General features: G+C 72.9%; 13 protein-coding genes. 11 read left to right on the top strand and 2 right to left on the bottom strand.

Annotation, left to right across the window (positions count from 1 at the left end; all coding sequences use genetic code 11):
- Positions 1-31: 31 nt before the first annotated feature.
- Positions 32-1,324 carry a C39 family peptidase gene (locus ACZ6TV_RS08225; RefSeq protein WP_465296471.1) on the bottom strand — a complete coding sequence of 431 codons (1,293 nt, stop codon included), beginning with the start codon at positions 1,322-1,324 and terminating at the stop codon, positions 32-34.
- Positions 1,321-3,312: an N-acetylmuramoyl-L-alanine amidase gene (locus ACZ6TV_RS08220; RefSeq protein WP_465296470.1), complete on the bottom strand. Its 1,992-nt coding sequence runs from the start codon at positions 3,310-3,312 to the stop codon at positions 1,321-1,323. Before ACZ6TV_RS08220 ends, ACZ6TV_RS08225 begins: the two co-directional genes overlap by 4 nt.
- 281 nt (positions 3,313-3,593) lie before the next feature.
- Here ACZ6TV_RS08220 and ACZ6TV_RS08215 point away from each other — a divergent pair, with 281 nt between their 5' ends.
- From ACZ6TV_RS08215 to ACZ6TV_RS08165, 11 genes are all read left to right on the top strand, one after another.
- Complete coding sequence (locus tag ACZ6TV_RS08215; protein WP_465296469.1) at positions 3,594-4,595, top strand: ABC transporter permease; 1,002 nt, start codon at positions 3,594-3,596, stop codon at positions 4,593-4,595.
- A gap of 4 nt (positions 4,596-4,599) precedes the next feature.
- Positions 4,600-5,586 (top strand): ABC transporter permease, encoded by a 987-nt coding sequence (locus ACZ6TV_RS08210; protein WP_465296468.1) that lies wholly within the window; start codon positions 4,600-4,602, stop codon positions 5,584-5,586.
- Between the two features lie 56 nt (positions 5,587-5,642).
- Positions 5,643-7,391 carry an ABC transporter substrate-binding protein gene (locus tag ACZ6TV_RS08205; RefSeq protein ID WP_465296467.1) on the top strand — a complete coding sequence of 583 codons (1,749 nt, stop codon included), beginning with the start codon at positions 5,643-5,645 and terminating at the stop codon, positions 7,389-7,391.
- Positions 7,388-8,191 carry a serine hydrolase gene (locus ACZ6TV_RS08200; protein ID WP_465296466.1) on the top strand — a complete coding sequence of 268 codons (804 nt, stop codon included), beginning with the start codon at positions 7,388-7,390 and terminating at the stop codon, positions 8,189-8,191. Before ACZ6TV_RS08205 ends, ACZ6TV_RS08200 begins: the two co-directional genes overlap by 4 nt.
- The gene (locus ACZ6TV_RS08195; protein WP_465296465.1) at positions 8,188-9,282 is read left to right on the top strand and encodes a mandelate racemase/muconate lactonizing enzyme family protein; all 1,095 of its coding nucleotides are present in this window, start codon (positions 8,188-8,190) and stop codon (positions 9,280-9,282) included. The genes ACZ6TV_RS08200 and ACZ6TV_RS08195 overlap by 4 nt, the downstream gene beginning before the upstream one ends.
- The gene (locus ACZ6TV_RS08190; RefSeq protein ID WP_465296464.1) at positions 9,282-10,187 is read left to right on the top strand and encodes a C40 family peptidase; all 906 of its coding nucleotides are present in this window, start codon (positions 9,282-9,284) and stop codon (positions 10,185-10,187) included. The genes ACZ6TV_RS08195 and ACZ6TV_RS08190 overlap by 1 nt, the downstream gene beginning before the upstream one ends.
- A 96-nt stretch (positions 10,188-10,283) precedes the next feature.
- Positions 10,284-10,376, top strand: coding sequence for a wHTH domain-containing protein (locus ACZ6TV_RS08185; protein ID WP_465296463.1), 93 nt, complete (start codon positions 10,284-10,286; stop codon positions 10,374-10,376).
- Between the two features lie 80 nt (positions 10,377-10,456).
- Positions 10,457-12,520: an MMPL family transporter gene (locus tag ACZ6TV_RS08180; RefSeq protein ID WP_465296462.1), complete on the top strand. Its 2,064-nt coding sequence runs from the start codon at positions 10,457-10,459 to the stop codon at positions 12,518-12,520.
- A gap of 102 nt (positions 12,521-12,622) precedes the next feature.
- Positions 12,623-15,217: a helix-turn-helix transcriptional regulator gene (locus tag ACZ6TV_RS08175; protein ID WP_465296461.1), complete on the top strand. Its 2,595-nt coding sequence runs from the start codon at positions 12,623-12,625 to the stop codon at positions 15,215-15,217.
- A 79-nt stretch (positions 15,218-15,296) separates the two neighbouring features.
- Positions 15,297-17,726, top strand: a complete 2,430-nt coding sequence (locus tag ACZ6TV_RS08170) for a tetratricopeptide repeat protein (RefSeq protein WP_465296460.1) — start codon at positions 15,297-15,299, stop codon at positions 17,724-17,726.
- 124 nt (positions 17,727-17,850) lie between these two features.
- Entirely contained in the window at positions 17,851-19,080 is a 1,230-nt protein-coding gene (locus tag ACZ6TV_RS08165; protein WP_465296459.1) for a trypsin-like serine peptidase, read from the top strand.
- Positions 19,081-19,234 lie beyond the last annotated feature (154 nt).

Below are 19,234 nucleotides of genomic sequence, written 5' to 3'. Positions count from 1 at the left end.
TGACAAGGCTGCGAAACGTCGAACGAACATGTCAGCCGATCCAGTTGGAGGAGCCGGGAACGCGCGGCCAGCGCGTGCCGGACGGGGCGATCAGGTAGGCGATGCCGCCGCTGCCGGACGCGACGGTGCCGTTCGCGCGGTACCGCTTCGTGCGCAGCCACACCTGTTCGAACTGGGCGCGGCTGTACACGTTGCGCACGGCGTCGTTCGAGGAGGACGCCGGGTCGTTGATGATGACGTCGCCCGTCGCGGTGAAGCCGACGATGACGAACAGGTGACCGGACGTGGAGTAGTTCGCGTCGGTCAGTTCGGTGGCCAGGAACGACTGGGACGTGATGACGGGAATACCGGCGGCGATGAAGCGTTCCGCCTCGTCGAGGGAGTGCAGCCGGGTGACGATGCCGGTGAGCCCGTAGGTCGCGGCGTACGCGGTGTTGAACGGCCAGTTGCCGGCGCCCTCGTACGTGTAGTCGTAGGTGCTGCGCGCGGCGTGGTCCACCTGCGGGTCCGCGTAGGACGGGTCGACCCAGGCGAGGTCCTGGGCGCTCGGCTTGTGCCCCCAGTACTCGACGACCATCTCCGTCGACGTCGGCGAGCACCAGGCCTCGCCGCCCCCGTCGTACTCCGGATACTCGCCCTCGTGGATGTTCTGTGAGTACCGCGGGACGGCCAGCTCCTTGCCCCACGCGATGTGTCCGGCGCTCGCCGGGACGGTGAAGCGGTCCGGCACGTTGGAGGCCATGGCGCCCGCGAGGTACACCCGCGGCGACGCCCAGGTGCCGGCCTTGCGGTAGAGCGTCACCCGCAGCCGGTAGGACTGCAGCAGCACCCCGAGCGACGTGTCGTCGATGGAGAAGGTGTCGGTCCAGATCGACGACACGCCGTCGCCCTGGCCGTCCACGGTGGAGCGCTGGATGTCCTGGTCACCGCTGGCCCACTTGCCCATCACGTAGCGCGGCGTCGCGCGGCCGTCGGTGTACGTGCCCTCCAGCTCGACCTGCAGCCAGGTGCCGGCCGGCGTGCTGGCGTTCCACGACGCGACCAGCTCGCTGGCGCCGAAGCCGATCCGGGTGACCGGCGAGGTCCAGGTCGCGTACTCGTAGCCGTCTACGGTGCCCACCGGACGGGCGATCGCCAGGAACGGCTTGGGGCCGGGGACCGGCAGGGTCCCCTCGTTGCGGCCGCCGAGGAACTGCGGGAAGGACTGCCAGGCGTTGTAGGTGATCTGCTCGTCGTGCACGACGGGGCTCGGGTGGGCGACCGCGGCGGAGGCGGGCATCAGCATCGACAGCGCGAGGGCGGCGACCAGGACGGAGCGTCTCATGAGGACCCCACAGGGAGGAACGACGGCAGGATCTGCACGTCGTCGAGGTTGACGAACATGACCCGGTGCCCGAACTGGACCTGGGCGTAGCGGTTCTGGCCGCGGATGACGGTCCAGTCGCCGGGGCTGGTGCCGGCGAACGTCGTCGCCCGGTAGTACTCGCCCTGCACGACGCCGCCGAGCGTGTACCGCTGGCCGGCGCTGAACGTGTACTGCAGCGGGGTGATCGCCTGGTACGGCACACCGGCCGGGTAGGCGGACTGCTCCGGGTAGGCACGCCCGTAGACGGGGATCGTCGCCTTGCCGGCCTTCGGGGTCACGACGAGCCCGGTCGACCACTTCGCGGCCGGCTTCGACGGCGGGTTGTAGAACCAGCCTTTCTGCCCGAGGTACCAGATCGCGGTCCAGTCGCCCTGGCGGCCGGCGACGGCGTAGGTCTGGCCGCCGGCGGCGCGGGCGCCGTGGTCGGAGACCTGCATCGTCGACGGTTCACCGCCGGGGCGCAGCCCGATGTCGCTCAGCAGCGGGGCGTCCGCCGCCGGTGCGGTGCGCAGCAGCACCTGCGAGGAGCCGTGCGGCACGCAGGGCGTGTCGGCGGTGCCGGTGCAGCCGGTGTACGGCAGCTGGTTCGTGCCGTAGTCGGGGTCGAAGGTGACCAGGCCGGTCTTCGCGGTGCCGAACGTGATGAACGGCGCGTGCAGCAGGTCGAAGTAGTGGCTCCAGTCCCAGTACGGGCCCGGGTCCCAGTGCATGCCCCTGACCGTCGACGGCACGGTGCCGGGCACGTTGTCGTGGCCCAGGATGTGCTGCCGGTCCAGCGGGATGGCCAGCCGGGCGGCGAGGTAGCGGACGAGTTTCGCCGACGAGCGGTACATCGCCTCCGTGTACCAGGCGCCCTGCTGCGCGGCGAAGCCCTCGTGTTCCAGGCCGACGGACTTGGCGTTGACGTACCAGTTGCCGGCGTGCCAGGCGACGTCCTTGGTCTTCACGTGCTGGGCGACGTGCCCGTCCACCGAGCGCAGCGTGTAGTGCCAGCTGACGTAGGTGGGGTCCTGGACGAGGTTCAGCGTGGTGGCGTAGCTGGCCTCGGTGTCGTGGATGACGATGTACTCGACGCGCTGCCGGGCGGGCCGGTCGCTCAGGTCGTGGTTGCCGTACGCGCCGGGGGTGGCGCCGTACTGCTCGTAGGGCGCGGGGATCCACTCGCACGAGATGTCGGCGGGGCACTCCAGGCCGTCGGGGCGCACGGGTGGCCGGCGCAGCCCGAGCCGGTCCAGCCAGGTCCTGGCCGGGGTGAGCGCGGGCTGCGCGGCGAGCGTGACGGGGTGGCCGTCGTCGGTGGTGCGGGCGACGCCGTCGCGCAGGGTCGCGTAGACCTCGTCGGCGAAGGCGGCCGCGGCGTCGGTGGTGTCGGCGCCGCTGTACTTCGCCACCGCCCCGTACCAGGCGGCAGGGTCACTGCCGGCCCCGCCGGGCGCGCCGGCGTCCCGCTGGTAGGTGGCGAGCAGGGCCGCGCCGCCGTTGATGTTGGCGGCCGGGTCGGTGCGCAGGGTCGCTGCGGGGGTGCCGGTGAGCTCGGCCGCGCGGCCGAGGGTCTGCAGCGCCGCGGTCGCCGGGGGCGCGGTGTCGGCGGCCGGGACGGTCTTCGGCTCGCGGGAGTCGTCGCCGCGGGAGTCCTCGCCCGTGTCGTGATGGGGCTGGGCGGTCGCGGCGAGCCCGGCCGCGTCGGTGAGGTGCATGGGGCCGTAGCCGGCGCTGGTGCTGGGGGTGCCGTGGTTGGTGTCCCAGCGGGACTCCAGATAGGACACCGCGAGCAGGACGCTCTCCGGCACGCCCCAGGCGGCGGACGCCGCGCTGTAGGCGGCCTGCCGGGCGTCCGGCGCGGCCGCGGCCGCGGGCTGGCCGGCGAGGGTGGCGGTGCTCAGCGCCAGGAGGACTGCGGCGCCGAGGCTGGTGGTCGGTGCGAGGGGCGTGCGACGTCGGCGCATCGAACCTCCTGACTCTGGGGGGGATGGGCACAGCGTGACCCATCGCAATCTTTTCCGTCAATCCCTTGCGGCCAGTTGTCTCGATCCGTTGGTAACCTACGAGATCCGCGCGCACTTCATGGCGACATGTCCGAAACATACCGGACTTTGATGTGAGTCAAGGTTTGCTGATCCGTTACAACCGGGCGGTGACGTAACCGGCTTTGTAGATTACCTTCACTCTTACGTCGCACGCCGGCGGTTACCTACAGTCGCTGCCGTCGATGCTGGGAGGTGGGCTGATGAGCGTTGCGCCACCCGAGGTCGGGCGAGCCGGCCGCACGGACGTCGGGACCGACGACGACCCGGCGGGCGTGATCGCCGCACGGTCGCTGCGGCAGGCCGTATGGATGCGGCTGCGCCGCGACCGCACGGCCCTGGCGAGCGGGATCGTGTCGGCGTCACTCATCGTGGTCGCGCTCGCGGCGCCGCTGATCGAGATGGCCTACGGGATCAGCCCGCAGGACTCGTTCAAGGACGACCTCGACCGCTACGGCATGCCCTACGGGGTGGCGGGCGGCGTCACCGGCACCCACTGGTTCGGCATCGAGCCCGGTCTCGGCCGGGACCTGTTCATCCAGATGGTCTACGGGATGCGCACCTCGCTCGGCATCGCGTTCGCCGCGGCGCTGGTCACCACCACGCTCGGGGTGCTCACCGGGATCGTCTCCGGCTACCTCGGCGGATGGGTCGACGCGATCATCAACTGGGTCACCGACGTCGCCCTCGCCCTGCCGTTCCTCATCTTCACCCTCGCCCTGATCCGCCCCCTGGAGCTCGCCTTCTACGGCCCGCGTGAGGCGGTGCCGGGCTGGTTCCGGGTCATCGTGCTGATCAGCCTGTTCGCCGCGTTCGGCTGGACCACCACCGCCCGGCTCGTCCGCGGCCAGGTGCTGTCGCTGCGCGAACGGGAGTTCATCGAGGCGGCCCGCGCGACCGGCGCGAGGACCTCGCGGATCCTGTTCAAGGAGCTGCTGCCCAACCTGTGGGCGCCGATCATCGTGGTGTTCTCGCTGTCGATCCCGGCGTACATCACCAGCGAGGCGGCCCTGTCGTTCCTCGGCATCGGCATGCTGGAGCCGACGCCCGACTTCGGCCGCACCATCTTCCGCAGCCTCAACTACCTGCAGACGGACCCGGCCTACGTGTTCTTCCCCGGCGTCACCATCTTCGTGCTGGTCCTCGCGTTCAACCTGTTCGGCGACGCGGTCCGCGACGCGCTCGACCCGAAGTCGGCGCGGTGAGCACATGCTGAACTTCCTGATCCGCCGCGTCCTGCTCGCGCTGCTCACCCTGTTCGCGGTGAGCGTCCTGACGTTCCTGATGTTCTTCGCGCTCCCCCGCGACCCGGCGACCGCGATGTGCCCGAAGAACTGCGACGCGGCCCGCCTCGAACGGGTCCGCGACGAGCTCGGGCTCAACGACCCCAAGTACCTGCAGTACCTGCACTACATGCAGGGGATCTTCGCCGGTCGCGACCTGGGCGCCGCGCAGGGCGGGCACTGCGAGGCGCCGTGCCTCGGCTACTCGTACGTCAACAGCGAGCCGGTGACCGAGACCTTCGGCCGGGTCATCCCGGTGACGCTCAGCATCGTCGTGCCCGCCGCGTTCCTGTGGCTCGCCGTCGGCATCGGGCTGGGCATGCTGTCCGCGCTGCGGCTCGGCACCGTCTTCGACCGGCTCGCGATCGGCGTCTCGCTGACCGGCGCCTCGCTGCAGCTGTACTTCGTCGGCGGCGTCCTGCTGCTCGTCTTCGTCTACACGCTGAAGATCCTGCCGTACCCGCGGTACACCTCGATCCTCGACAACCCGCTGGACTGGGCGACGGCGCTGATCCTGCCGTGGTGCGCCCTGGCGTTCCTGTTCTCCGCCGTCTACGCCCGGCTGTCGCGCGCCCAGATGCTGGAGACCCTGTCCGAGGACTTCGTGCGCACCGCGCACGCCAAGGGCCTCAGGTCGGGCACGGTCATCCGCCGGCACGCGCTGCGGGCCGCGATCACGCCGCTGGTCACCACCGCCGGCGTCGAGATCGGCGCCGCGCTCGGCGGCACGGTGATCACCGAGACCACGTTCGGGCTCCGCGGGCTCGGACGCACCGCGATCGACGCGGTCAAGGACGGCGACCTGCCGACGATCATGGGCACCGTCCTGATCGCGGCGGCGTTCATCGTCGTCGCCAACGTCGTCGTCGACGTGCTCTACACCTTCATCGACCCGCGGGTCCGGCTGCGATGAGACCGGTCCGCCGGTCCCGGCCGCGGTGCACCAAGGCCATCTTCAGGGAGGACGCAATGGCAAATAGACCGCTGACAGCGCTCGTGCTGCTCACACTCGTCGCCGGACTCGGCGCGTGCAGCAACAACAAGCGCACCGACGACGAGACGGGCCCCGACACCAACCGGCAGGCCAGCGGCTCCATCGCCACCGACCCGAAGGACTCGAAGGGCCCGGCGGCGGAGATCCCCGGCGCGGCCAAGGGCGGCACCGTCACCGTCATCCGGCAGAGCAAGGTCTCGCATCTCGACCCGCAGCGGGTGTACTCGTTCGTCGGCCTCACCGCGTCGCAGCTGTACGCGCGGCGGCTCACCACGTACAAGGACGACGGCAAGGGCAAGGTCGTGCTGGTCGGCGACCTGGCCGAGACGCCCGGCACCGACGTCAACAAGGACTGCAAGACCTGGGAATTCAAGATCAAGGACGGGGTGAAGTTCGAGGACGGCAGCGCGATCACGTCCAAGGAGATCGCCTACGGCATCGCCCGCTCCTTCGACCTGGCCCTGACCGGCGGCCCCACCTACATCCAGGAGTGGCTCGCCGACACGCCCCAGTTCGACACCAAGTTCAACTTCGCCGCGAACAAGACGGCGCTGCCGCCCGGCCTGAGCACCCCGGACCCGAAGACGCTGAAGTTCGAGTTCGCCAAGCCGCACTGCGACCTGCCGTTCGCGGTCTCGCTGCCGGCGACCGCGCCGGTGCCGGCGGCGAAGGACACCGGGACGGACTACGACAAACAGCCGTTCTCCTCCGGGCCCTACAAGCTGGCGAAGAACGAGGCCGGCACCCGGCTCACGTTCGAGCGCAACACGTTCTGGGACCCGGCGACCGACGCGATGCGCCACCAGTACCCGGACACGTTCGTCTACGAGTTCGGCCCCGACAACGTCACCCAGACCAACCGCATCATCGCCGACACCGGCAGCGACGCGACCGCCGTGTCGTTCAACGGCGTCGACTCGTCCCTGGTGGCCAAGGTCGTCGGCGACCCCGCCCTGAAGGCGCGGACGCTGCAGGAGCCGACGCCCAGCGAGTACACGCTGACCATCAACAACAACCGGGTCACCGACCTGAAGATCCGCCAGGCGCTCAACACCGCCATCGACCGCGACGGCCTCGTCAAGACGCTCGGCGGCGACACCGTCGCGCGGGCCGTCACCACGCTCATGCCGCCGGCGACGATCGGCTGGAAGAACTACGAGGCGTACCCGGCGGGCAGGTCCGGCAACCCGGACAAGGCCAAGGAGCTGCTCGGCGGCGCCACCCCCGAACTGGTCCTCGGCTTCCCCGACGACGCCACCAACCAGGAGCTCAGCACCCACCTGAAGGGCAACCTGGAGAAGGCCGGCTTCAAGATCACGCTGAAGCCGATCGCGGCGGACACGTTCCTGGACGAGACGAAGAAGAAGGACAACCCGTGGGACCTCTACATCGGCTCGTGGGGCGCTGACTGGCCCAGCGGCGCGTCGATCCTGCCGGTCCTGTACGACGGCCGGGCGATCAAGGCCGGCGGCAGCAACAACGGCGCGTCCTACCTCAACCAGTCCGCGCTCAACGCCGAGTTCGACCGGATCCTGGCCCTGCCGGTCGCCGACCAGGGCGCCGAATGGGGCAACCTCGACGAGAAGATCATGAAGGAGTACGCGCCGGTCGTGCCGCTGTACGTCGACGTGATGTTCACGATCCACGGCTCCAAGGTCGGCGGCATCTTCGTCGACTCCATCTGGGGCAGCGTCGCGGTGACCAACGCCTACGTGAAGCAGTGACCTTCTCCGACGTGCTCCGCGGCGTGCCGGGCCGGTGCTCAGTGTTCCTGGGCCCGCCCGGCGCGCCGCCGGCGTTCCACCGCCTCGCGGACGAGCCGCACTACGCGGCGAGCACGATGAAGGTCGCCGTGCTCGTGGCGCTGTACCGTGCCGCGGACGCCGGCGACCTGGACCTCGACCGGCCCGTCCCGGTCGTCAACGACTTCCCCTCCGCGCTGGGCGACGGCTCCCGCTTCGCCTGCGACCCCGGCTACGACAACGAGCGGCAGACGTGGGACCGTCTCGGCCGCGACGCGCCGCCCCGATGGCTGGCCCGGCGGATGATCGCCGGCTCGGGCAACCTCGCGACCAATCTCCTCATCGACCTCGTCGGGCTGCCCGCGGTCGCCGAGGCGTGGTGGCGGGCCGGCGCGACCGGCAGCGTGACCGCACGCGGCATCGAGGACAACGCGGCCCGCCTCGCCGGTCTGGACAACATCGTCACCGCCGCCGACCTCGCCCGGCTGCTGAGCGGCATCGCCACGGGGACGATCGCCGCGCCCGGCTCGTGCGCCGAGATGCTCGACGTGCTGGCCGCCCAGGAACACCGGGAGGACCTCGCGCTGGGCGTCCCCGAAGGGGTCCGCGTCGCGCACAAGAACGGCTGGGTCGACGGCGTGCGGCACAGCGCCGGCGTCGTCCTGCCCGACGACGCGCCGCCCTACCTGATCGCGGTCTGCACCAGCGGCGCCCCCGACGACACCGCGCGCCGGCTGATCGCCGACCTGTCCCACCTCGCCTGGGAGGCACGGCGTCCATGAGCATCCGCGCAGTCCGCACGCACCGGGTGTCGGCGCCGTTCCACACGCCGTTTGTCACCGCGCTGCGCCGCGCCACCACCGCCGAGTCCCTCATCGTCGAGATCGTCGACGAGGACGGGCGCAGCGGCTACGGCGAGGCACCCCAGGTGTGGCAGGTGACCGGCGGGTCCGTCGCCGGCGCCGAGGCGTGCGTCCAGCAGCTCCTCGGCCCGTTGCTGACCGGCCGCGACGCCGACGATGTGACGGGCAACTGCCAGCTCGTACACCGGGCGGTGCAACGCAACGAGGGCGCCCGCGCCGCCGCCGACGTGGCCCTGCACGACCTCGCCGCCCGCCGGCGCGACCTGCCGCTCGTGCACTACCTCGGCGGGGTGTCGCTGTCGGTGCCGACCGACGTCACGCTCCCCGCCGGCGCCGCCGACGCGTTGGTCGCCGCCGCCCGCGACCGGGTCGGCGAGGGCTTCCGGGTGCTGAAGGTGAAGGTCGGCAAGGCGGGCGCCGACGACCGCGACGCGGCCGCCGCCGACATCGCCCGGGTCCGCGAGCTGCGTGCCGCCGTCGGCCCGGACGTCCAGCTGCGGCTGGACGCCAACCAGGGCTGGACCCCCCGGCAGGCGGTCCGGGTCATCCGCGGCATCGAGGACGCGGGCCTCGACGTGGAGCTCGTCGAGCAGCCCGTCACCCGGCACGACCTCGACGGGCTCGCCTGGGTCAGCGACCGCGTCAGCGTGCCGATCCTCGCCGACGAGGTCGTCTTCGGCGTCCGCGACCTGGTCGAGGTGATCCGCCGCCGCGCCGCCGACCTCGTCAACGTGAAGCTCGCCAAGTGCGGCGGGATCGGCCCGGCCCGCACCCTGCTCGACCTCGCCGCCGCGCACGGCATGGGCACGCTCGTCGGGTCGATGATGGAGACCCAGATCGGCGTCGGCGCCGCCGCGAGCCTCGTCGCCGCCTACGGCACCACCGCCGTGTCCGACCTCGACGCCGCCTGGTGGCTCGCGTCCTCACCGGTCCGGGGCGGCATCTCCTATGATCGGGATCGCGTACATCTCCCCGACGGCCCCGGCCTCGGCGTCACCCTGGAGCACTGATGAGACGGGCGTCGATCGGCGTGCCGGTGGCGACGCTGTGGTCCGCACCGGACCGCACCCGCCCCTGCGACGCCCTGGCGTTGCGGGACTCCCCCGACATCGGCGCGTGGATCGCGGCGATGTCCCCCGACGAGCAGATCAGCAGCGCCGTGGTGACCCAGGCGCTGCTCGGCGACGAGGTGCTCGTCGCCGAGGACCGCCCCGACGGATGGTCCCGGATCCTCGCCGTCGCGCAGCCGGCCGGGAGCCTCGACCCGCGCGGCTACCCGGGCTGGGTCCGCACCGCCCACCTGACGGACGCCCTGCCGGAAGCTCTGCCCGAGAGCGACCGGCTGGTGGTCGACGCCATGTCCACCACGCTGCTGCGCTCCCCCGGCGGCCCGGCCGTCCTGCCCGGCGTCGTGCTCGGCACGTTCCTCACGCCCGCCGGCCCCGCGGACCGGGGCTGGCAGCCGGTGCGCGTCGCCGGGCACACCGAGCCGCTGTGGGCACTCGAGCGCGATCTGGCCGCCGTACCGACGCGGCCGCCGACGGGCGAAGAAGCCCTCGCCGTCGCCCGCCGCCTCCTCGGCGCCACCTACGTGTGGGGCGGCCTGTCCACCCTCGGCGTCGACTGCTCCGGCCTCGTCCACCTCACCTGGCGCCGCCTCGGCGTCACCCTCCCCCGCGACGCCCACGACCAGGCCGCCGCGACGCAGGCCGTCCCCCCGGGCGGCGAACGCCCCGGCGACCTGTTCTTCTTCGCCCGCGCCGCCAGCCGCATCCACCACGTCGGCCTCGTCGTCGCCCCGGCCGGCGCCACCCCGGCCACGCTGCTGCACGCCGCGCCCGGCCCGCACCGGGTCGTCGAGGAGCCGATGCCCGCCCAGCGCACCGAAACCCTCACCGGCACCCACCGCCCCTGACCGTCCTCAGCGCGGCCTCATGACGAGGGACACTCCGCCGCGGCCGTCGCCCGCACGTCGGACCTGCTCACCTCGGCGGATCTCCTGGACGGGCACGTGCCGCCGGCGGCCCGCGAGACCGGGCTCAGCGAGGCGGAAGTCGTCGACAGGCTGCGCCGGTACGCCGGCTACTGCGGTTTCGAGGTCTGAGCGCCTATTGCGGAGGCGCCGTTGTCGATGTTGGATGGCGGGCGCGGCGGCCATCGAGGCGGCAGCGCAAGGAGGCTGCGGTGCTCGCACTGCTCGGCCGGTGGACCGCCAACCACCGGATGCTCGTCCTCGCCGGTTGGGCCGTGATCGCGGTCGCCGGTGCGGTGTTCGGCGGCGGGGTGTACGACCGGGCGCAGTCCGTCGACGCGCTGCGGCCCGACGCGGAGTCCGCGGTCGCGCAGGCGCGCATCGACAAGCTCGCCCCGGAAGGCGAACGTGTCGTCGCCGTCATCTCCGGGCGGGACTTCAACGCCACCGAGCTGGTCGGGGACGCCAGCAGGATCATGTTCGAGATCCGGGCGATCCCCGGTGTCGCCGAGGTCACCGACGCGTACACCGCCGGGTCCGGGCAGGTGTCCGCCGACAACCAGAGCTCGCTGGTCACCGTCGAGCTGAAGCCCGGTCTCAGCGACGCCGAGGCGCTCGCAGTCGCCGACCGGGTCGCCGCCGCGTTGCACCGCATCGAGGCACCGACGGTGCTCGTGGGCGGGGAGCTGCTCGCCGAGCGGACGTTCGGCGAGCAGGCGGTCAAGGACGCCGCGATCGGTGAGTCCGTCGCGCTCGTCGTGCTGTGCGGCGTGCTCGCCGTCATCCTCGGCGGGCTGGTCGCCGGGAGCCTGCCGCTGGTGGCCGCGCTCGCCACGGTCGCCGCGACGCTGCTCGCGCTGACCGGTCTCGCGAGTGCCGTGCCGGTCAGCGAGTACGCGGTCAACGTTGTCACGCTGCTCGGGCTCGGGCTCGCCGTCGACTACAGCCTGCTGATCATCACCCGCTTCCGGGAGGAGCGCGCCGCCAACCGGAAGGCGGCCGTGCCGGACCTGCTCGCCGCGACCGTCGCGACCGCCGGGCGGGCCGTGCTCGTGTCCGGGCTCGCCGTCGGTGCCGCGCTGGCCGGGCTGTTCGCGTTCGCGGAGCCGCTCCTCGCCGCGATGGCCCTCGGCGGCGCGCTGGTCGTCTGCCTGGCCACCGCCGCCGGGCTCACGCTCGTCCCGGCCCTGATCGCGGTGGCTCATCAGAGGATTCCCGCGGCCAAGGTACGCAAGCAGCGCACCCTGGCCCGGCTGGCCGCTTTCGCGCAGCGCCGGCCGGCACTCGTCGCCCTCGCGGTGACCGGTGCGCTGGTCGTGCTGAGCCTGCCGCTGCTGCAGGTCACCCTCGCCAACTCCGACGCCCGGTCGTTGCCGGCCCGCAGCGAGGAGCGCCTCGCCTACGAGGCCGTCGAACGCGACTTCGCCAAGTGGACCACGCAGCCGGTCACCGTGCTCATCGAGGCGGACGCCACCGAGCCCCCGGCGCAGGCGCTGCTCGGCAAGATCCGCGAGCTGACCGGCGAGCAGGAGCTCGACCTGCGTTCGGGCCTGCCCGCCGGCGTCACCGTCGTCGACCTGCGTCCCGCCGGGCCCGCCGGCGGCGAACCCGCCCAGCGTCTCGTCCGGCAGCTGCGCGCCCTCGACGCGCAGGCGCCGGTCCTGGTCGCGGGGCCGGCTGCGGAGCTCATCGACGCCCGGGAGTCGACGGCGGCGCGGCTGCCGATCGCCGTCGCGGTCATCGTCGTCGCCACCGCGATCCTGCTGTTCGCGCTGACGGGCTCGGTCGTCGTGCCGGTCAAGGCTCTGATCATGAACGTGCTCACGCTGCTGGCGACCCTCGGTGTCCTCGTCGCCGTCTTCGAGTGGGGCTGGGGGTCGGCGCTGCTCGGCTTCGAGCCGTGGGGTGCCCTGGACATCACCACGCCGTTGCTGCTGTTCGTGTTCATCTTCGGGCTGTCGATGGACTACGAGGTGTTCCTCCTCGCCCGCATCAAGGAGGAGTGGGACCGGCGTACCGGCGACGACCGGGCCGCCAACGACCGGGCCGTCCTCGCCGGGATCACCGCGACCGGCCCCGTCGTCACCACCGCCGCCCTCGCGATCGGCATCGTCTTCCTCGGCTTCGCGCTCGGCGACCTGATCGCGGTCAAAGAGATCGGCGTCGGCATGACCGTCGCCGTCCTGCTCGACGTGACCGTGGTCCGCGGTCTGCTCCTGCCCGCCACCATGTCCCTGCTCGGCGCCGCGAACTGGTGGCGGCCGCGACGCAGGTAGTTGTACGGATCCGGCGCGCCTGAGTGGGTGGCGCGCGGGTGCGACACTTTTGCGCGCGGGGGATTGGAAACGTTCGCGAAACGTTCGGCGGGAGGTGTCACGATGCGCCGGCCGTTCGTGGCCCGCGACCGGGAGCGGGCCGTGCTCGAACGCACGCTCGCCGGAGCCGCACCCGGTGGCGCGCTGCTGATCGGGCCCGCCGGGATCGGCAAGAGCCGCCTCGCCGACGAGGTCGTCACCGCGGCCGGGCGGCAGGGGCACCGGGTGCTGCGGGTGCACGCGTCCGACGCCGCGCGGGAGGTGCCGCTCGGGGCGCTCGGCGCGCTGCTGCCCGCCGAGCCGGCGAAGGACGTCGCCGCGGTCCTGCGGGCGCTCGTGCCGGGCAGCGGCCGGGGGCTGCTGTTCGTCGACGACGTCGACCTGCTCGACCCGATGTCGGCCGCGGCCGTGCACCAGATCGTCGCCAACGGGCTCCTCGACGTCGTCGGCACGGTGCGCAGCGGCGTGGAGCTGCCCGCGTTCGTGACCGCGCTGATGCGCACCGGGCGCCTCGAACGGGTCGACCTCGGGCCGCTGACCGCCACGGACGTCGCCGACCTCGTCGCCGCCGTGCTCGACGGGCCGGTCTCCAGCATCACCGTCGCGCACGTGCAACGGCTTGCCGCGGGCAACCCGCTGTACGTACACGAGCTGCTGACGGATGCCGTGGAGTCCGGGGCGCTCGCCGTCGAGGACGGGCTCTGGCACCTGCGGCAGCTGCCGGCGGCGTCGCCGCGCCTGGCGGACCTGCTCAACGCGCGGCTGCGCAGCACGACCCGGCCGGAGCGCCTCGCCCTGGAGCTGCTCGCGATCGCCGGTCAGCTCGGCCTCAGCCAGGTGTACGCCCTGAGCGACCAGGACGCCGTCGAGGGGCTCGAACGGCGCGGGCTGATCACCGTGCGGCAGGACGGGCGGCGCACCGACGCCGGGCTCGCGCACCCGCTGTACGGCGAGATCCTGCGCGCGACCCTGCCGGTGTCGGTGCGGCTGCGGCACAGCCGCACACTCGCCGACCTGTGGGAGCGCACCGGCGCCCGGCGCCGCGACGACCTGCTGCGCTGGGCGGTGTGGCGGCTCACCGGCGGCGGACCGGTCAACGCCGCATGGATGACGCAGGCGGCCCGCCTGGCGACGCTGCTGCGGGCCAGGGTCGGCGTGCGGGAGCGGCTGGCCCGGCACGCCTGGCAGGCGACCGGCGCGGCAGAGGCGGGGCTGCTGCTCGTGGCGGCACAGTTCGACGCCGGGCGGCCCGGCGACGGCTACGCGGTCCTCGACCGGCTCGCCGGCACCGCCGACGCCGACCCGGACCGGGCGGGCGTGGCCCTGGCCCGCGCGTTCTACCTCGGCTGGGGCGCGGGCCGGCTCGACGAGGCGCTCGGCACCCTCGAACGGGCGGAGACCGCCGTCGCGGACCCGGTGTGGCGGGCCGCGCTCACCACGCAGCGCAGCATGCTGCTCGCCGCGTCCGGCGCCCCGCACGACGCGCTCACCCTCCTCGAGCCGGTCCTCGGCGACGGTGAGGGCACGCTGCGCGCGTCGGCGGCCGGCGGGATGGCGTACATGCTGGCCGGCCGCTTCCCCGAGGCGATCCGCCTGTCCCGCCTCGCGCACGGGCTCGCGACCAGCGCCGACCGCGCACATCAGGACATCGGCGTGCTCACCGGCCTGGCCGGGCTGTGCGTGCGGGTGCTCACCGACGCCGGGCAGGTCGCCGAGGCCCGCCGCTTCGGCGCGACGGCCCTGCACACGGCCGCCGCGAAGGGCGACGCGCACGGCCTGGCCTGGATCACCGCGGGGCTGGCGAGCCTGGAGCTGCCGGCCGGCGACCTCGAGGCGGCCCGCGGCCACGCGATCGAGGCGGCCGCCTACTTCCGGCAGGTCAACTCGCCGATCGGGCTCGGCTGGGTGCTCGCCATCGGGCTGCTCGTCGCGGTCCACGCGGGCGACCCGGCCCGGGCCGCGACGATCGCCGCGGAGCTGGCCGCGACCAGGCCCGAGCACCGGCAGGTGCAGCTGTACCACTACGAGATCGACCGGGCGCTCGCCTGGCACGAGACGCTGACCGGCGACCCCGTCCGGGCCCGGCACCGCCTCGCCGCGCGGGCCGGGCACTGGTGGGACCGCGGCGCGCTGCTGCCCGCCGTCGTGCTCTGCAACGACCTCGCCCGCCTCGGTGGCGCCCGCCAGGCCGCCGCGATCCTCGGCGACCTTCCGCCGCAGTGGCCGCTCGGCGCCGCGGTCGTGGCGTCGGTACGGGCGATGGCCGTCGGCGACGGTCCCGGGCTGGAGGCGGCCGCGCGGCACTTCGACGAGCTCGGGTTCACCGTCTACGCGGCCGACGCGGCGGCCGCCGCCTGGGCCTGCGCGGCCAAGGACACCGGCCGCGACCTCAACCGGCTCGCCGCCGCCGTCGCCGCGTACACGGCCCGCTGCCCCGGACTGCGGACCCCGCTGCTGGCGGCGGTCGACGTCGAGCGCCGGCTCACCCCGCGCGAGCGGGAGATCGCGTCCCTCGCCGCCGCCGGGTTCAGCAACCGCGACATCGCCGAGCGGCTCACGCTGTCGTTCCGCACGGTCGAGAACCACCTGGCCCGCGTCTACTTCAAGCTCGGCCTGCACGGCCGTAACGAACTGAGTGGTGCGCCGCCGCGAATCTGAGTGCCCGCCACTCATGACGCTTCGCATACGGTGCCGCCACTGTGTGCCGAGCACGTACCACAGACCGGGAGGCGGACACGTGACCGTCGACGCAACGTTCGGGCAGCTCGTGAAGACCCGGCGGCGTGCGCTCGACCTGACCCAGCAGGACCTCGCCAGCCAGGTCGGCTACTCGGTGATCACCATCCGGAAGGTGGAGACCGACGAGCGCCGGCCGTCCCGCGAGCTCGCCGAGCGGCTCGCGAGGTGCCTGCACATCGCGCCCGAGCGGCAGGGCGCGTTCGTCGGGCTGGCCCGCCGGCAGGCGGACTGGGCCGACGACCGCGAGTGCCCCACGAACCTGCCGACCCCGCCGACGCGGCTGATCGGCCGGGCGCACGAGCAGGCGGCGGTGCGCACCGAGCTGCTGCGGCAGAGCAGCCGGATGCTGACACTCGTCGGCCCGCCCGGTATCGGCAAGAGCCGGCTCAGCGTCGAGGTCGCCGCGGAGGTACGGCCGCTGTTCCCCGACGGCGTGCACTTCGTGGCGCTCGCCCCGCTCGGCGACGAGGCCCTGCTGGTGCCCAGCATCGCGACCGCGCTCGGGGTGCGGGAGGTGCCCGGCACGCCGCTGGGCACCGCGCTGCTGGACCACCTGCGGACCCGGCGGCTGCTGCTCCTGCTCGACGACTGCGAGCACCTGCCGGGCGCGGCCAGGCTGGTCGCGGAGATGCTGTCCGCCGGGCCGCAGCTGCGCGTCCTGGCCACCAGCCGCGCCCCGCTCCACCTGCGGGGGGAGCGGCTGTTTCCCGTACCACCGCTGCGGCTGGCGGACGACGGGCCGGCGCTGACCGCCGAGTCGGCCGCCCGGGCCGCCGCCGTCGAACTGTTCGTCGAACGCGCCCAGGCCGTCGACCCGCACTTCGCGCTCACCGACGCCAACGCCGCCGACGTCGCCGCGATCTGCGCCGGCGTCGACGGGCTGCCGCTCGCGATCGAGCTCGTCGCCGCCCGCATCACGCTGCTCAGCCCGCCGGCGATCCTGGCCCGGCTCGAGGACCGGCTCGCGCTGCTCACCGACGGGCCGCGCGACCTTCCGGAGCGGCAGCAGACCCTGCGGCGCACCATCGACTGGAGCTACGACCTGCTCGACCCGGCGGAGCAGCGGCTCTTCGCGCGGCTCGCGGTGTTCACCGGAGGCTGTACCGTCGCCAGCGCCGAGCAGGTCGCCGCCGTCCGCGACGACCGGCCCGCGGTGCTGCACGGGCTGACCGGGCTCGCCGACAAGAACCTGGTCCGGCAGGAGGTCCGCGGCGACGGGGAGCGGTACGCCGTCTTCTTCGACATGATCCGCGAGTACGCGCTGGAGCGGCTCGTCGCCTCCGGCGAGGAGGACCTGATCCGGGCCGCGCACGCCCGCTACTTCCTCGAGCTCGCCGAGACCGCGCACGGGCAGCTCGGCGGCGCCGCCCAGGAGCACTGGCTGAGCCGCCTCGACGCCGAGCACAACAACCTGCGGGCCGCCCTGGAATGGCACGTGCAGGGCGACGACGCCCCGGGCGGGCTGCGGCTCGTCGCGGCGCTGTGGAAGTTCTGGCACATCCGCTCCCACCACACCGAGGCGGGCCGGTGGACGACGCTGGCGCTGCACCTGTCCGGCGAGCACGACCCGGCGCTGCGCGCGCACGTCCTCTACGGCGCCGGCTGGATCGCCGTCGACCGCGGCGACCACGACCTGGCCCGGGCCTGCTTCGGGGAGAGCCTCACCCTGTGCCGCGGCCTGCGCGACCAGCGCGGCATCGCCGAGGCACTGCACGGCGTCGGGGTCATGCTGCAGGCGTCCGGCTCCGGCAGGCAGGCGTGCACCCTGTTCGAGGAGAGCCTGGAGCTGTACCGCGGTCTCGGCGACGACGAGGGCATCGCCTGGTCCCTCGACCATCTCGGCGAGGGCCGGCTCGCGCTCGGTGACCCGGCCGGCGCGGAGGCGTTGTTCGAGGCGGCGCACACCATCTTCCAGCGCCTCGGCCACGCGTGGGGCGCCGTCATCACCCTCGACCATCTGGGCCTCGCCGGGCTCGTCCAGCGCGACCATCCGGCGGCCGAGGAGCGCTTCGCCCGGGCCGTGGCGCTGTTCGGCGAGCTCGGCAGCAGCTGGGGGGTGGCGACCGCGGTCGCGCACCTCGGGCGGGCGGCGCTGTCCGCCGGCGACCCGGGACGGGCCCGGGAATGCTTCGGGCGCAGTCTGCGGCTGAACCGCACGGTGGCCGACCGTGACGGGGTCGCGCGCTCGCTCGCCGGACTGGCGGGCGTGGCGGTAGTGGAACGCGACCTCGTCCTGGCCGCCGGGCTGTTCGGCGCCATCTCCGCGGTGTCACGCGTCCTCATGGACCCGGTGGAGCGGGCCTGCCAGGAGCGTGACCTCGCCGTGGTCCGGCGGCACCTGGGCGACGAGACCGTCGCCCGGGCATGGGCGCGGGGCGCGGCGGGCGGACTGGACGCGCACGAAGAGGCGGTGGGCACCGCCGGCTGACCCGCCCCGGTGCCCACCGCCTGTCCCCGCCGACGCGTCAAATCCATCGATACTGTTGTATGTCGTCGGCACCTCCTGTATGAAAGCGGAAAGCATCTACAGATGCCGATCCCTGGGAGGAACGATGAGCCATGTACTGCGCTGGCTGCGGACCGCGGCAGTCGCAGGCAGTGCCTGTGTACTCGGGTTGAGCCTGCTGCCGACGCCGGCCGCCCACGCCGAGGTGCAGCCCCTCGCGCCGGGATCCGTGCGCGGACCCGAATCGCAGCAGTTCTCGGCGGAGGGCGTCACCACGATCGGCGAGCTCCGCACCATCGGCACCGCGCTGTCCAACGCCGCCACCGGCCGCACACAGGTCATCTCGCACCCCGGCGCGGCCTACGTCAAGGTCCACATCAGCGCCCTCCGACTGGCCCGCGGCGAATACGTCACCGTGTCGAGCCCCGACGGCCGGGAAAGCTACCGGTACGACCGGAACCTGAACCGGGACACCGGCTCTGACTACACGACCGACGGGCAGCCCGGCTTCTGGGCGATGTCGGTCGAGGGCGACACCGCCGTGGTGACCGTGCACAGCAAGCGCGCCTCCCGCGCGAACGCCGTCACCGTCGACCGCTTCTGGCGGGGCTACGACCAGGCGGAGATCAGCCAGTACAACATGTCCATCATGTCCGTCTGCAGCACCGACGCCCGCCGCGACGTGGTCTGCTACCAGAACAGCCACCCCACCGAATACGCCCGCGGCCGGGCCGTGGCGCGGCTGCTGATCAGCGGCGGCGGGCTGTGCACCACCTGGCGGGTCGGCAACACCAACCGCATGCTGACCAACAAGCACTGCTTCTCGACCCAGGCCGCCGTCAGCGGCAGCGAGATGCAGTTCAACTACCAGTGCGCCACGTGCGGCGGCGCGAACCCCGGCGCCGGCACCAAGGTCAGCGGCGCCACCCTGTACAAGGTGGCCAGCGGCGGCTCGAACCAGCTGGACTACACCCTGTACTCGGTGAACAATTTCGCCAACATCCAGACCTACGGCACGCTCTACCTGGCCACGAGCGCCACCACCGCCGGCACCCGCATCTACATCCCGGGCCACGGCGACGGCAGCCCCAAGCGCCTGTCGATCTTCGAGAACACGCAGAACGGCCCGACCTGCGCCGTGAGCAACGCGAACTACAACACGTACAACATCAGCTACAGCTGCGACACCTCCGGCGGCAACTCCGGCTCGCCGGTGCTCAGCAGCGCCCACCGCGTGGTCGCCCTGCACCACCTCGGCGGCTGCCCGGCAAACCAGGGCGCGAAGGCCCACCTCATCTACAACGAGATCGCCAGCCTGATCGACAACAACGGCTGAGCACCACCACCGGTCGAGGGGGGGGGGGGGGGGGGGGGGGGGGGGGGGGGGGGGGGGGGGGGGGGGGGGGGAGGGGGGGTGTGGGGGGGGGGGAGGGGGGGAAGGAAGAGGAAAAAAAAAAAAAAGACGCAAAAGAGAGAGAGAAAACAAAAAG

It is taken from the genome of Dactylosporangium sp. NPDC051087, assembly GCF_055586325.1.
This window is presented reverse-complemented; position numbering and strand designations above follow the sequence as displayed.

Bases quoted from the DNA above. Each gene is read 5' to 3' on its own strand.
- ACZ6TV_RS08190 (WP_465296464.1), top strand. From the start codon at position 9,282: ATGAGACGGGCGTCGATCGGCGTGCCGGTGGCGACGCTGTGGTCCGCA.
- ACZ6TV_RS08225 (WP_465296471.1), bottom strand. From the start codon at position 1,324: ATGAGACGCTCCGTCCTGGTCGCCGCCCTCGCGCTGTCGATGCTGATG.
- ACZ6TV_RS08175 (WP_465296461.1), top strand. From the start codon at position 12,623: ATGCGCCGGCCGTTCGTGGCCCGCGACCGGGAGCGGGCCGTGCTCGAA.
- ACZ6TV_RS08165 (WP_465296459.1), top strand. From the start codon at position 17,851: ATGAGCCATGTACTGCGCTGGCTGCGGACCGCGGCAGTCGCAGGCAGT.
- ACZ6TV_RS08195 (WP_465296465.1), top strand. From the start codon at position 8,188: ATGAGCATCCGCGCAGTCCGCACGCACCGGGTGTCGGCGCCGTTCCAC.
- ACZ6TV_RS08220 (WP_465296470.1), bottom strand. From the start codon at position 3,312: ATGCGCCGACGTCGCACGCCCCTCGCACCGACCACCAGCCTCGGCGCC.
- ACZ6TV_RS08215 (WP_465296469.1), top strand. From the start codon at position 3,594: ATGAGCGTTGCGCCACCCGAGGTCGGGCGAGCCGGCCGCACGGACGTC.
- ACZ6TV_RS08210 (WP_465296468.1), top strand. From the start codon at position 4,600: ATGCTGAACTTCCTGATCCGCCGCGTCCTGCTCGCGCTGCTCACCCTG.
- ACZ6TV_RS08205 (WP_465296467.1), top strand. From the start codon at position 5,643: ATGGCAAATAGACCGCTGACAGCGCTCGTGCTGCTCACACTCGTCGCC.